Origin of the sequence: Rhodococcus sp. NPDC060176, assembly GCF_042728675.1 — a bacterium.
Lineage (GTDB): Bacteria > Actinomycetota > Actinomycetes > Mycobacteriales > Mycobacteriaceae > Rhodococcus_F.
The window spans coordinates 371774-385436 of the sequence record NZ_JBHWYS010000003.1 but is presented as its reverse complement, the minus strand read 5'-3'; the positions used below and the strand labels follow the sequence as shown (position 1 = coordinate 385436).

The 13663-nt window shown below is 60.2% G+C and carries 13 protein-coding genes and 1 pseudogene; 11 read left to right on the top strand and 3 right to left on the bottom strand.

Annotated elements, in window-relative coordinates; all coding sequences use genetic code 11:
• The first annotated feature begins 1 nt into the window (after position 1).
• From ACFWEM_RS16735 to ACFWEM_RS16695, 9 genes and pseudogenes are all read left to right on the top strand, one after another.
• Positions 2–1225, top strand: a complete 1224-nt coding sequence (locus ACFWEM_RS16735; protein WP_378535172.1) for an MCE family protein — start codon at positions 2–4, stop codon at positions 1223–1225.
• Positions 1222–2253 carry an MCE family protein gene (locus ACFWEM_RS16730; RefSeq protein ID WP_378535170.1) on the top strand — a complete coding sequence of 344 codons (1032 nt, stop codon included), beginning with the start codon at positions 1222–1224 and terminating at the stop codon, positions 2251–2253. The genes ACFWEM_RS16735 and ACFWEM_RS16730 overlap by 4 nt, the downstream gene beginning before the upstream one ends.
• Positions 2253–3308, top strand: coding sequence for an MCE family protein (locus tag ACFWEM_RS16725; protein ID WP_378536162.1), 1056 nt, complete (start codon positions 2253–2255; stop codon positions 3306–3308). Before ACFWEM_RS16730 ends, ACFWEM_RS16725 begins: the two co-directional genes overlap by 1 nt.
• A complete protein-coding gene (locus ACFWEM_RS16720; RefSeq protein WP_378535168.1) occupies positions 3305–4402 on the top strand; it encodes an MCE family protein in 1098 nt (365 codons plus the stop codon). Before ACFWEM_RS16725 ends, ACFWEM_RS16720 begins: the two co-directional genes overlap by 4 nt.
• Positions 4399–5463, top strand: coding sequence for an MCE family protein (locus ACFWEM_RS16715; protein WP_378535166.1), 1065 nt, complete (start codon positions 4399–4401; stop codon positions 5461–5463). Before ACFWEM_RS16720 ends, ACFWEM_RS16715 begins: the two co-directional genes overlap by 4 nt.
• Positions 5460–6680: an MlaD family protein gene (locus ACFWEM_RS16710; RefSeq protein WP_378535164.1), complete on the top strand. Its 1221-nt coding sequence runs from the start codon at positions 5460–5462 to the stop codon at positions 6678–6680. The genes ACFWEM_RS16715 and ACFWEM_RS16710 overlap by 4 nt, the downstream gene beginning before the upstream one ends.
• Complete coding sequence (locus ACFWEM_RS16705; protein ID WP_378535162.1) at positions 6667–7224, top strand: mce associated protein mas1a; 558 nt, start codon at positions 6667–6669, stop codon at positions 7222–7224. Before ACFWEM_RS16710 ends, ACFWEM_RS16705 begins: the two co-directional genes overlap by 14 nt.
• A 24-nt stretch (positions 7225–7248) precedes the next feature.
• The gene (locus ACFWEM_RS16700) at positions 7249–8154 is read left to right on the top strand and encodes an oxygenase MpaB family protein (RefSeq protein ID WP_378535160.1); all 906 of its coding nucleotides are present in this window, start codon (positions 7249–7251) and stop codon (positions 8152–8154) included.
• Between the two features lie 490 nt (positions 8155–8644).
• A pseudogene (locus tag ACFWEM_RS16695) lies at positions 8645–8971 on the top strand (transglycosylase family protein); the annotation flags it as partial.
• A 368-nt stretch (positions 8972–9339) separates the two neighbouring features.
• Here ACFWEM_RS16695 and ACFWEM_RS16690 read toward each other — a convergent pair.
• From ACFWEM_RS16690 to ACFWEM_RS16680, 3 genes are read right to left on the bottom strand one after another with little or no spacing between them, the layout of a single operon-like run.
• Positions 9340–9831 carry an NUDIX domain-containing protein gene (locus tag ACFWEM_RS16690; protein WP_378535158.1) on the bottom strand — a complete coding sequence of 164 codons (492 nt, stop codon included), beginning with the start codon at positions 9829–9831 and terminating at the stop codon, positions 9340–9342.
• A 23-nt stretch (positions 9832–9854) separates the two neighbouring features.
• Positions 9855–11276 carry an alpha/beta hydrolase gene (locus ACFWEM_RS16685; RefSeq protein WP_378535156.1) on the bottom strand — a complete coding sequence of 474 codons (1422 nt, stop codon included), beginning with the start codon at positions 11274–11276 and terminating at the stop codon, positions 9855–9857.
• Between the two features lie 5 nt (positions 11277–11281).
• Positions 11282–11554 (bottom strand): DUF2277 domain-containing protein, encoded by a 273-nt coding sequence (locus ACFWEM_RS16680; protein ID WP_003945457.1) that lies wholly within the window; start codon positions 11552–11554, stop codon positions 11282–11284.
• A 132-nt stretch (positions 11555–11686) separates the two neighbouring features.
• On the opposite strand from ACFWEM_RS16680, the gene ACFWEM_RS16675 reads away from it, so the two are divergent.
• Positions 11687–12565: a bile acid:sodium symporter family protein gene (locus tag ACFWEM_RS16675; protein WP_378535154.1), complete on the top strand. Its 879-nt coding sequence runs from the start codon at positions 11687–11689 to the stop codon at positions 12563–12565.
• Positions 12566–12668: 103 nt separating this feature from the next.
• Positions 12669–13658, top strand: coding sequence for an ABC transporter substrate-binding protein (locus ACFWEM_RS16670; protein WP_378535153.1), 990 nt, complete (start codon positions 12669–12671; stop codon positions 13656–13658).
• The last annotated feature ends 5 nt before the right edge of the window (positions 13659–13663 follow it).

The window sequence follows — 13663 nt, the reverse complement described above, 5'->3', positions numbered from 1 at the left end:
CGTGGACAGACTCACTACACGCACGAAGATCGTTTACGCCTTACGTGGCGCGATCGCCGTCGTGGTGGCCGTCGTAGCAGCAGTAACGATGGTGCTGCGTGGATCCGGAAACCTCGAGCAGAGCACCGACGTGTTCGTGGCTGTTCCAGCCACGGCGGGCCTGATCAGCGGCGAGGCACCGGTCCGGTACCACGGGGTCAACATCGGCCGAATCGGCGAAATCGAATCAGGTACCACAGAATCCGTGGTGCAACTACAGATACAGACTGAGGACGCATCGAAGATTCCCGCCGACGTGATGGCTCGCGTTGTTCCACGCACGTTCTTCGGTGACATCTACATGCAGCTCGTGGACAACCCGGCGCCGCACGGCCGAACAACTCTCGCGGACGGAGACGAGATCCGCATGGACGACGGACCCGAAGCCGTTGCGCTCTACGACGTGTACACCAAATTGGTGGGAGTCCTCACCGCGATGCAGCCCGAGAAGTTGCAGACAGCCCTGACTGCGCTGGGCCAGGCACTCGACGGAAACGGAGCCGAGATCGGTACCACGATAGACAATCTCAGTGCAGCGTCCGGCATATTGACACCCGCGGCACACCAATTCCTCGAATCGACACCCGAATTCAAGTCGGTCGTCGACGCGTTGGACCGCGCAACCCCCGACATTCTCGATACCTTGGCAGCCGCCACAAACGTCTCGAACAGCATGGTCGCCAACAGAGCGAATCTCGAGACCTCGATCGGCGCGGCCGCAGTCTTCGCCGCTACCGTCGACGATTTTGTCGCAGAGAACAACAGCAACATCATCACCGTGATCGATTCCGCCGGAAAGATACTCGCAACCACCGCGGCCAATCCCGGAGGACTGCGTTCCACCCTCGCCAATGCCAGTACGTTCGGCGCCTCCGGTGCGCGAGTCTTCGCCACCGGAAAGTTCGACATCACAGCAGTTGCCACGTTCGCCGAACCGCTCCCGTACACAGGCGATGATTGCCCGCAGTACGGGAATTCGCGCGGGGCACAGTGTTCCGGCTCCAACCTCACGCCTGCACAACCCGCCAGTGCCCCAATCGTTGGTGGCGAAGCCGAAGCCGCCACCCTGCGTTTCCTCGAAGATCAACTACTCGGCAGCTCGCCGGAGCAGTCGGACGCCCCCAACCCGGCAACAACACTGATGTTGGGGCCGATGATCAGAGGTAACGAGGTGACCGTCCCGTGAAGGTTCGTCCTGGCCAGGTCATTCGGTTATCACTCTTCTGCATCACCGGCGTCGCCTGTGCGTCGTTCGTGGCGAACACGCTGTCGGTCCCGGTGCGCGGAAGCACTGATTCGTACTCGTTCGAGTTCACCGACGTCGAAGGACTCAACCCTGGTAATCCGGTAACGATGTCGGGTGTGCGTATCGGCCGCGTGGACTCGGTTGCGTTTGCCGACAACGGCGGCGGCACGAGCAAGGCGATCGTCGACGTCGACATCGAGTCGCAATATTCGCTCGAGTCGGACGTCCGTGCTGCCGTGCGCTACGGCGACATGCTCGGTGCTCGATATCTGGCACTGACCCAGGATGACAGCGAGGCAACGGTATCCGCACAACGGCTCGAACCTGGTAGCACGATACCGCTGGCGCAGACAACACCGCCGATCAACTTGACCGCACTGATGAACGGCTTCAAACCGTTGTTCGCCGCACTGCAACCCGAGCAGGTGAACACTCTGACACGAAGTTTTGTCGAAACCTTCAACGGCCAGGGCCGGGCAATGACCACCCTGCTCGACCAGATCGCGACCATGAGCTCCGGCCTGGTCGACCGTCAGGACGTCTTCGCGCAACTACTCACGAACATGAACACTCTTCTCACTGCCGTCGACGAGCGTCAACCCGAATTGGTAGGTCTGCTGGACGGTTTGAACAGCCTGAGCACCTCCGTCGTCGGGCAGAACGATCAACTGGTCTCGCTGTTGGATCAGGGAAACCGCACTGTCTCGTCGCTGGCTCAGATCATGGCCGGGTCGAACGGCGCATTCGGTCAGACCGTGCAACAACTCGAAAGTGTCACCGGCAGTTGGATTGCGAGCACCGACGAGTTCAACAGACTTCTCGCCAACCTTCCCCAGTTCGCCGACGCCGCCAACCGTATCGGAAGTTACGGAAGTTTCATCAGCCTGTATCTGTGTAATTTCACTCTGAAGGCAGGCGACATGGAAGCCAACATCTTCGGTCCGACGCATTCGCCGGTGTGCTCATGATGTTTCTGGTCAAGCTGATCGACGTGTTCGTCGGCATCATGCTCTTCCTGTTCAAAGGGGATCGCCGACGCAGCGGTAGCGGCACTGCTCTCGCTCTGGGTAGTCTCGGAATCTTCGTTCTGGTGGTGGGACTCGCCGCAGCACTGGGTATTCCGAAACTCTGGTACAACGCCCGCACGTCGGCGTACACAGCCGAGTTCGCCAATGCCAGCGGGCTTTCCGATACCGATCCCGTCTACGTGGCCGGAGTTCCCGCGGGCCGCGTGGATTCGATCGACCTTGCCGGCGACCACGTGGTCGTCAACTTCCGCCTGGACAAGGATCAGCCCTTGGGAAACCAGAGCACGGCGACGGTCAGGCTCAAGACAGTCTTGGGCAAGCGCTACCTCGAGATCGTGCCGGCCGGAGTGGGCGACGACTCCGATGGGCGGGTCATTCCGCTTTCCCGCACTACGGTGCCGTACAGCCTCGATGAAGTCAGCAGTGATGCCACCAACGCGGCCACCGGCGTCGACCTAAAGGGGATGGAGTCCATGATGAACACCCTTTCGCAGGTGATTCCGACGGATTCCGATCAAGTCGGGCGGGCTCTGGCCGGAATCAGTGGAGCCTCGGCGGCTTTCGCGCAGAATGGTGAACAGATCGACCAGATCCTCACGATGTCCCGCGAGCTGTCCGACATGGCGGTGGCACAAACCGATTCGATTGTCGGCACCGCCGCAAACGCTCAGACGATCGTGCGTACTCTGGCCGTCCGCAAGGACGCGCTGACTCAGTTGGTCGACAACCTGACAATCATCATCTCGAAGCTCTCGACGACGTTCACAGACCGTCAGGACGAGTTCGGGGCAATGACCGACAACCTCGTCGCAGTCACCGCCACGCTGAAGTACAACGCCGATCAGATCGACCTGCTGTTGACTCGTCTTCCGTCCGCTCTGCGTTCGGTCACCGACTCCACCGGCACCGGCAATTGGACCGATGTCAACGCCCCGGCAGCCGTGATCCCGGACAATCTGCTCTGCGCGCTCGGCATCATGGAGGGCTGCAAGTGAATACACGAAAAGCCGTCACCGCCATGCTGGTCGTGACCCTGGCGATCGCCCTGCCCGGTTGGTACATCTTCGGACGAACCGATCAGTCCAAGACTGTGTACGCCGATTTCAGTTACGTCGGTGGGATTTACGAGGGAAGTAAGGTCACCGTCCTCGGGGTCGGCGTCGGGACGGTCACGTCGGTGGAACCTCGCGGAACTTCTGTTCGAGTAGCGATGTCGATGCCCAACTCCGTCGATCTGCCCGCCGACGCTTCGGCCTATGTTCTCAATCCGTCGGTGATCAGCGATCGCCACATCGAACTCGGTCCGGCGTACACCGGTGGAGAGACGCTCGAAGACGGCGACGAGATTCCGATCGAACGTGCTTACTCCCCCATAGATTTCGACGGGTTGATCGGAAGCGTCAGCACCTTGGCCGACGCATTTGCCGGGGACGGTGGCAATCTCGGCGATCTCGTGAGCCGCGGCGCCGCCGGGTGGCAGGGTCAGGGCGATCAATTCAACACCGCCATTCGCAACCTCAGCACGGCCACCGGAGTTGTCGGCGCTCGGTCGGAAGACATCGGTGCACTCGTCGACAATCTCAATACCTTGATGAATGCGTTGGACACTCGGCAGGTCAGCTTGGACGAACTTGTCGGTGACCTCGGCGAATTGGGCGATCAGTGGGCGAGCCAGAACATGGACATCTCCCAACCGCTGCAGGATTTGCAGGTCGTCTTCGATCAACTGAACAGCTTCATGACAACTCACGGCGACGATGTCGGTGCCATAGCCGACAACGTGAGAGTTCTCGGTGACACTCTGGCTGCCAAACAACCTGGCCTCGCCGAGTTCATGGACCTGGTGCCGTTGATGATGCAGAACCTCTCCCAAACTATCGGCCCTGATCAGCGCGGACGCATTCGGCTCAATGTCTCGACTGCATTGACTCAGTTCGCCGTCGCCAAGCCGCTGTGCGACGCGTACAAGTTGCCGATCTGCACCGGTGCCGGATTCACGAATCCGATTTCCCTCCCCCTCAGCACTTCTGATCCGCTCGGCATCGCCTCCGCGATTTCCGGCGGCGCCGTCCCCGGAGGTGGCAATTGACGAGGCAATCGGTTCGGATAGTCGCCGGCGTCGCGATCATCGGTATGGGTTGTGCGGCTGTGTTCGCCTTCGGTGGCTGCAGTGCAGGCATTCAGGACCTTCCGCTGGGTCGTTCGGCCGACGGTGACGCGTACACCGTGTCGCTACAACTGGCCGGCGCTGACGGCCTGGTGTTGGGAGCAGACGTACGCAGCGGCCAGAAAGTCATCGGTCGAGTATCCGCACTGTCAGCCGACGTCGTCGGAGCCGACGTGACACTGAGTCTGGACGCTGCGACGCAGTTGCCGGACAACGTCAAGGCCTCCGTCGAACTCCCGTCCGCACTGGGAAACCCGTTCATTCGACTGCTGCTGCCGGAGGTTCCGTCAGGTTCTACGCTGAGCGACGGCGATACAATTCCGGAGTCTCGCACCGAGATCGGTCCGCAGGTCGAAAGTGCACTCGCCACCCTCGGTACGGTTCTGACCGGGAGCGGCATCGATCAACTCGATACCGTCGTACGCGAACTGAACACCGCGTTTTCCGGGCGCTCAGGTGAAGTTCGTTCTCTGACCGACACCCTGACCTCGCTCCTGGCAGAGGCAAGCAGTCACCGAAACGAGTTCGACGAGGCCGTCGACCTCGCTGCCCGGGTCTCCTCCCAGTTGGCCGGACAACAAGAAGTCGTCGACAACTACCTCGATTCCGTTCCACAGGTGGTGTCGATTCTCGTGGGACAGAAGGATCAGATTGCGAGCCTCTTGAACTCGACCGTTCAGCTCGCCACCAACGCAAACACCATTCTCGACTCCTCACCCAACGGGCTCGACTCGATGCTGCACGATGCGTCAACCGTTGTGGGGACTCTGGATTCGTTCAACTCGGAGATCGGTCAGACGCTGGCGAACATGAACGGGCTGCTCGAGAACTTCACCGGCGCAGTCCAGGGTGACTACCTCGTTTTTGACGGCGCCCTCGATATTCCGGGAACGATCGACAAACTCTGGACCGGTGGTATGGCCGGACAATCGATCGCGCCGGCGGGAACTCTCACCGATCTACTTCAGGGAGGTCCACGTTGAGTCGCCTTGCGCTTGTTCAACTTGTCCTGTTCGCTCTGATCGCCGCTGTCGTCATCCCTTTCGGAATCGTGTACGTGGTGGGCCCTCAAGGTTTCGGTGGTCAGATCAGATTGCACGCCAACATGTCCGACGCCTTCGGATTGACCAAGGGCACGGTCGTCACGTACCGCGGAGTGCAGGTCGGCAAAGTCGGTGATGTTGTCCTCGATTCGAGCACCCGATCCGCTCGCGTGGAACTCTCACTCAACGACAAAACCGAAATACCCACCGACAGCGTCGCCAAGGTGACGATGGGAACTGCCGCGGGAATCCAGAATGTCGACATCTACCCCAACACCGATCACGGCCCGTATCTTCGGGACGGCGACGAGATCGCCATGCCCGCAGATCAGCAGCCAGTTCAGATGAGCCAGTTGATGCTTCAGGCGTCCGGCGTCCTGGAAGGGATTGATCCGCAAGCTATCAGCGACATCGGGACCGAACTGGGGAATTCGTTCAACGGGCTCGGTCCGAGCTTGGCGACCATGATCGACAACGGCGGGACAATGTCGGCGCAGTTGAACGACCAGTCGGCCGAACTCGCCGCGCTGCTGTCGCGGACCTCCACGCTGATGGACTCCATGGCGACACAATCGGATTCGTTCGTCCGAGGAATGGCGGCAGCAAAGAACTTCACCGAACAACTCGAGTCCAACGCCCCCGTACTGATTTATCTCACCGACCATTCACCCGCCGCTCTCAATAGCGCCCAGCAGTTGTTCGACAAGTACCACAACACTTTCGGAGCGGTGCTGGCCAATCTCGTCACGGTCGCTCCGATCATCTCCGACCGCACGGATGCCCTGGAAACCGGACTCGTCACGATCCCCGACGGTCTCGCCAAGCTGGCATCCATCGTCAAAGGCGATCGAGCTGATTTCGCCTTGGTGGCCACGCAGGGGCCGGTGTGCAACTACGATACCCCCAGACGAGAGGTAGGCGATCTCTCCCCCACCAGTCCGAGTCTGGCGATGTACTGCCCACCCGCCGACGACCTGGTCCAACGCGGAGCACAGAATGCTCCGAGGCCGAACGACCTCGGATTGCAGAACTCGACTGTCCCCGGCACTCCGATCGGACCGCAGGTCGTCGCGGATCCGATTCTGATTCCGACCGGAGTCGACGCCTTGAACTATTGGAGATTGATGTTGGAAGGACTGGGAAATGGCACACGGTGAGAGCACACTCCTCGACGAAGCAGAAACCGAGGTGACCGAACATCCGACTCCCCCGTCGTTCTTTCGTCGGCTGAAAGAGCCTCGCAACGCACTGATCTCGCTGTTGGCGGTAGCACTGGTCGCAGCATTGGTGGTGCTCGGATTTCACCTGTATTCGGTGAATGAGGAGGACACGTTGCGACAGGAAGCGCTGGACACCGCGCGGGATTACTCGATCATCATGTCCTCCTTCGACTATCAGAACTTGGACGCCAACAAGGACACCATCGCGTCGATGTCGACCGACGAGTTTGCCGGCACCTACCGAACGATGGTGGATTCACTGCGCGAGGTTGTCGCTGGAGGCCAAGGTCAGGCGAGTGCGACGGCAACAGACGTCGGCATCACGTCACTGGAAGATTCGTCGGCAAAGGTGCTTGTCTTCGTCGACCAGCAGGCCAAGAACATTGCTGCACCAGAGGGCAATACACAGAAGTACCGGATGGTCGTGTCCCTGGTTCGTTCGGACGACCGCTGGCTCGTGAGCAACGTCGAGACCAAGTAATTCACCGCGCACGGAGGAGGATCGATGCCCACTCACTACCTGGATTCGGGAAAGTCCGAGTCGTCTCTTCGAACCGATCAGACACGCATCACCATCACGGCCGAGCGTAAGCGGTGGGCCCGCAAACCCGCACACATCACCGACGCACTCGATTTCTGGTCATTCGCAGGGGCCGCCGCCAACGTCGTCCTGCAACTCGGTTGGCCCGAGGTGGCGTACGGCGTCATGGAAAGCAAAGTCGAATCGGGTGCCCTGACCGCGCATCCATGGAAGCGCGCACGGACCACAACGCAGTACCTGACGGTCGCAATCCTGGGCAACGAGGAAGAGCGAAAGGCCTACCGCGAGGCCGTGAACTCGGTGCACCGGCACGTGAAGTCCGATGCGAACAGCCCGGTCAAGTACAACGCCTTCAATCGCGAACTCCAATTATGGGTTGCCGCTTGCCTGTTCATCGGCTTCGAAGACAGCCATCAGTTGTTGCACGGCAAGATGTCCGAAGAGCAGGCGGAATCGTTTTATCAGTCCGCGTCAACTTTGGGAACGACACTGCAGGTCACCGAAGAGATGTGGCCGGCCACCCGCGCAGACTTCGAGCGCTACTGGAATCTCGGTTGCGAACGCGTCGTCATAGACGAACGCACCAAGCAATATCTGATCGACCTGGTCAATCTACAGATGATCGCGTGGCCAATACGCCTGGTGTTCCGAAACTTGTTGCGGTTCCTGACGGTCGGATTCCTTCCGCCGATCTACCGCGACCAACTCGACCTCGAGTGGACCGAAGACGACCGCCGTCGATTCGAGCACCTCTTCATCTTCGTGTCGTTCGTCAACAGGTTCATCCCACGCTCCATCCGTCAGGCCGGAAACACCATTCAGATGCGCGACATCCGTCGCCGGATCAAGGCGAGCAAGAATCTCGTCTGATCGTAGAGCCGGAAACTCGATACTCGTATCAATTCTGCTGCCCCACAGGTAAATCGGGGCGGTCGGTCGACAACACATCAAGCCTCGATTTGAGCTTCGGCGCGACAAAAAACTGGGGTCGAAAAGTCGGCAAAACGAGCCAATCGGGCGGCACATTCGCTGCATAACGACGCTTTTACGGCGCCTTATTGGTGACTTGTATCACACTTTATCTCGATTATGTAACGCCGAGAGCGTTGGCATATCGCCGCGCGACCTGGGAAGACGCTCTTTGATGCATTTCTGTTGCACGAACCTGCGTCGACACGCCGACCCGTGACCAATCCGTAATCATCTCCTATGGTTGGTGACAGCCCGATCAACCGGGCATTACCGAATCGCCACCGCCAGTCCCACCCCGCGGTTCGGATTCGACAACTTTCCTAGTGGTGGGAGCGGAGCTGAGACGGTCGCCGTCCTCCGCCGGCGTGACTCGAGAGGATTTACCCAAATGACCAAGACCACCGTTACCCGCGCCCTTGCTTCTGTCGCCGCAGCCGGAGCCCTCGCAGCCGGAGCCATTGGACTGAGCGCCGGCACCGCATCCGCAGCCACCCACGACTGGTCGGGTGTCGCTGAGTGCGAATCCTCGGGCAACTGGGCTGCGAACACCGGAAACGGCTACTACGGCGGCCTCCAGTTCAGCCAGAGCACGTGGGCGGCCTACGGCGGAGCGGGCACTGCAGCCAACGCCAGCCAGGCAGAACAGGTCCGCGTCGCGGAGAACGTCCTTGCAGGTCAGGGCGTCGGCGCGTGGCCGGTTTGCGGACAGTACCTCCGCTGATCTCAGCTCGATTAGTGCGTCACTGCCCGGTGCTCGTCGAAATTTCGACGGCTACCGGGCAGTGTCGTACACCGATACCTACTTCCCACCACCACTACTGTTGAAAGACGTTACGGCGGTGCGTGATCCGTCGGGATGACGCGGAGCGAGCGAGGTATATCGACTCGCCTTCCGATCCCCCATCATCCCGCGAAGAATCATCGACAACCTTTGGAGCATCCTTCTGAACCGGCCGCGAGAACTGACCGGTGCTGCCGTAGACGCGTACGGGATGGGTTCCTTGCGCACGTAGTGCTCCATAAGCCCAGCGTAGCCGCCTTTCGATGCCCAAATCCAGGATTGAAACCACTATCTCGCATCCCTCACAGCGTCCGAACAAATCGATCCGGCGAACTCGGCGGCCCATCCTTGACCAGGCGTGCGAATCGGTCGGGTAAATCGCGTGGCCCGAATACTTCTCGACCGCAGTGTGACAGAAGGCGGTCAACGCTCCACCACTCGAAGTGCTCGACCAACTCCGCGGCCAGCGCTTCGCGCCCCAACGATCCACAAGGATCGAATGCGACCGGTACCGGCACGAGGAAATAGTCATTGACCGCCCCGTCCCAACCCGGCAATATCGTCGGATCACGGATCTCCTCATGCCACACGTGTGTGGCGGCGCCGTAGTCGCGCAATCCGATCTCCTCGTCCAATTCGCGCGCGAGCGCCTCGGGCGAGGTTTCGTCTCCTTCCAAGCCGCCGCCTGGAGGACACCACACCGTCAGCCCGCCTCCTGGCGCGATGAATCGGTAGAGCAGAAGGCGGGACTGGTCGTCAACGACCAACCCCCTGGCCGAGTGTCGCAGACGCATGAGTGCCACTGTAAGGCAGCAGGTCAGGCGATGACGGCAAGCTCCGGCAGTCCGGCAACCACAACCGCGAGGTTGTAACCCGACATCCGCAGTTCTCCGTTGTCTCCGGTCCTCGCGTACTCCGCATGCCCGAACGCCCGCTCGTGCTTCACTCCATCCGGGGTGATCCCTTCGGCCGTGGACAACCGATGGAACTCGGTGCGCGTCGGATCGCCGCCGAAACGGCCGAACCCCGCGATACTGTCGCCTTCCGCTTTCATGACGTAGACATGACGGTCGGCGATACCGAGATCTGACTCCACCTTGGCCCGCACTCCGGGTGAACCGTAGAACACCACGTCGTCGACTGCAGCGCTGGCACCACGTTGCAACGCAAGAGAAGTCGCAAGCGATCCGTAAGAGTGCCCCAACGCGGTGATATGGACGCGTTCGTTGACCGACGCAGAACGAAGACCGTGAAAAAAGCTGCCCAATGCGTCGGCGGCTATGCCTGCCTTGGACGATCGACTGACGTCGAAGCTCGCGCGACCGATGTCGAACTTTCCCGGCCCGATGACCTGTGGCGCGTCGTATCCGATCCAGGCGATCGTTGCCACGCTTTCCTTTCGACCGGCCAGTTCGAGTTGGCGCATCGCCTCGGCTCGCAATCGTGTTGCCTCGCCGACCATTCCGCGCATCGAGTCCTTGACGTTGGTGTTCAATCCGGGAATCGTCACGGAGATGTGATCCGCTGTGTCCGGATCACCGATCGCAATCGCGGCAAATCCTCGTTCACCCGAGCGCATATCCATGAGCAGTAACCGTCGACAAGGTTCGGCGTGAAACAACTCGTCGAGCGCGTCCAAATCCTCGAGTTTACGTTCGGCATACCACTGGCCCGCCCCGGTGTTACTCAGCCTGCCGCCGAAGAACTCCCGGTGAAGTTCTTGCGAGATTCGCACTGAATCATCTTGCAGCCGTGCTCGTTCTGATTGAATCCGATCGAGATTGGCGGGACTTCGCACCGCTGCGGGAATGCCGTCGAGGTTGGCAATCAGACTGGGTGCATGGCGCAACATCTGACGCTGCCGATCAGGGCTGAATGCTCGCCACTCCTCTCCCACGCGCACAGCCTTGTCACGGAGGTCGGCGCCGACCTGGGACCGAAGCGACAACGCATGATGAAGATCCGCGCTGACCAGCAGTGCCTCACCGATCAGTTCTCGAACGGCAACCTCGAGCAGTTGGGCGTGTACGTGGAGCGGGTGGCCGTCCGCGATGGGCGCAACCGCAGAGACGGTTCCGTCCTGGCGAATATGCAAGTCGTCGGCGACGGCTTCTTTGCGCAGCGTATTCAGCCGTCGACGGATGTCGCGGACGCGATGAGCGACCAGAACGCCTTCGAGCCCAGCGGACAGCTGGTCCAAAGCTTCGACGTCCCATACGTCGATATCTGTGAGATCCACTCGAGTCAGGACGAGCGAGCTGCGATCCGAGCCTGTACTTCCGGACGACGCAACGGCGGGACCGTCTGAGGTGGCTGCCTACGAGGCGGCAGGGCGCTGAGCAGGCGCGTCGTCGTTTCGGTTACCTCACGCACCGCCTGTTCGAAGGCATCTCGGTTGGCGTCGGACACCTTGGCTATTCCGCTCACCTTACGTACGTATTGGCGAGAGGCTGCCTCGATTTCCTCCGGCGTAGCTGCGGGCTCGAGTCCACGAAGTTCAGTGATGTTTCGGCACATAATTCGACGATAACCCTGCTCACCGACGCCGTCACGGTTCGATACATCAATGTATCCAAACTGCCACGCAGATCCGGGCATCACGGTAGTTTCAGTGAAATTCCCCCAGTGACTGGAAGTAGCCACTAACTCATGGACTCAGCACTCACCTCGGTCGGTCTCCCCGCCGCACTCGCCATCATCATGTTCGGCCTCGGGCTTTCCCTGACAGTCGGAGATTTTGCCCGCGTGGCAAAAGCGCCCAAGGCCGTCTCGATCGCTCTGATCTGTCAATTGCTGTTGCTGCCGGCCGCAGCCTTCGGCTTGGTCACCTTGTTCGACCTCGACCCACTACTCGCCGTCGGCATGATGCTCCTCGCCGCATCACCGGGCGGCACCACGGCAAACCTGTTCAGCCACCTGTTTCGCGGCGACGTTGCCCTCAATGTGACACTGACTGCGGTCAATTCGGTGATAGCGGTGGTCACTCTCCCCCTGATTACCAACTTCGCGTTGGGTTACTTCGAACCCGAGGACGCGGACGGCACCCTCGGGCTTCAGTTCACGAAGGTCCTCCAGGTCTTTGCCGTCGTCCTGATTCCGGTCGCCCTCGGAATGTGGGTTCGGTTGCGCTCGAGCGCCTTTGCCGAGCGCATGGACAAGCCCGTCCGCATCGGATCCGCGATTGTTCTCGCGCTGGTGATCGTCGGAACGGTTTTATCCGAGCGCGACAACATCGCGGACTACCTCGTCGACATCGGCGTCGTCGCTGCATTGTTCTGCCTGCTGAGCCTCTCGATCGGCTACATCGTTCCCCGAATCTTCGGCATCGAGGACCGTCAGGCCATCGCCAGTTCCATGGAAATCGGCATCCACAACAGCACGTTGGCGATCACCATCGCCGTCAGTCTTCTCGACAACGTGCAATTGGCAGTACCGGCCGCGGTGTACGGCGTTCTCATGTTCCCGCTCGCCGCTGCCTTCGGCGCCACCATCACCCGCAAGTCACGGACGATGGCCGAAATCGACTAATATCAGGCGGTTTTCGATATAGGTGATCTGGTATTGCCAACCCTACGATCGATACGGACTCAGACCGAAGGGTATCGAAAAAATGCTGACCAATACACCTACCGTGCCAGACGAACGCGTCTGGCAAGAGCTAGTCGACGCACTTACCCGTCGCCAATTCGGCATCGGAGCCGGGATGGCAGCAGTAGCAACTATTCTGTCGTCCTGCAGTTCCAGCGACGGTTCAGGCACCGCTGATGACGCTCAAATGCGCACCGTCACCACGCCGTTGGGGACCTATGACATACCTACCAACCCCAAGCGGGTCTTGGCCGTCGACGCCCGAACCGACCTCGAGCTCGCCATTGCCTTGGAACTACCGGTCTTCGGATACAACATCTCACCTGCCACCGAGTGGGTTCCCGTCGACGGCTCGGCCGAATACCTCAGCGACAAGCCCAATCTGGAGCAGATACTGGCACTCACACCAGACCTCATCATCTGCGTCAACGCCGACAACGAGTACTGGCCCGCTGCAAAACTCCAAGCCATCGCTCCGGTCTTGACCACGGAATCGAAGCAGACGTGGCGGGAGAACCTGACCCGGCTCTCCGATTGGCTGGGCCGAACACCCACCATGGATCGCCTGATCACCGATTACGACGCTCTGATCACGGACATTCGCTCTCGACACGCTTCGGCGATCGCGGGAAAGACCGTCGCGAGCTTGTCCTACAGCCCGGACAAGGCCACGATCTACATCGACAGCCTGCCCGTGTCGGAGGAAACGGGAAAGAAGAATCGTCAACCCACCGACATGACGCTCGCCGATATCGGCGGAAGAACATTGAACACAACCGGTTTCGATAATCAGGGGCGACTGAGCATCGAAGAGGTGGATCGTCTGCAAGACTGCGACGCGTTCATGGTTTCCGTCACCGACAGCAGCGACTCCACCTTCGATCAACTCTCGGACAACAAGTTGTGGCAACGACTTCCGGCCGTGCAGGCCGGGAACGTCACCGTTCTGCAAGGAAGTACGTACTACGGGTCCATCTACACCAACATGTACGTCGCCAAGGGCTGGGACGAACTATATTCGACGCTCGACTAGTCGGA

Excerpts from the sequence above, each read along its gene's own strand:
- ACFWEM_RS16700 (WP_378535160.1), top strand. The coding sequence starts at position 7,249 with ATGCCCACTCACTACCTGGATTCGGGAAAGTCCGAGTCGTCTCTTCGA.
- ACFWEM_RS16705 (WP_378535162.1), top strand. The coding sequence starts at position 6,667 with ATGGCACACGGTGAGAGCACACTCCTCGACGAAGCAGAAACCGAGGTG.
- ACFWEM_RS16680 (WP_003945457.1), bottom strand. The coding sequence starts at position 11,554 with ATGTGCCGAAACATCACTGAACTTCGTGGACTCGAGCCCGCAGCTACG.
- ACFWEM_RS16675 (WP_378535154.1), top strand. The coding sequence starts at position 11,687 with ATGGACTCAGCACTCACCTCGGTCGGTCTCCCCGCCGCACTCGCCATC.
- ACFWEM_RS16725 (WP_378536162.1), top strand. The coding sequence starts at position 2,253 with ATGTTTCTGGTCAAGCTGATCGACGTGTTCGTCGGCATCATGCTCTTC.
- ACFWEM_RS16690 (WP_378535158.1), bottom strand. The coding sequence starts at position 9,831 with ATGCGTCTGCGACACTCGGCCAGGGGGTTGGTCGTTGACGACCAGTCC.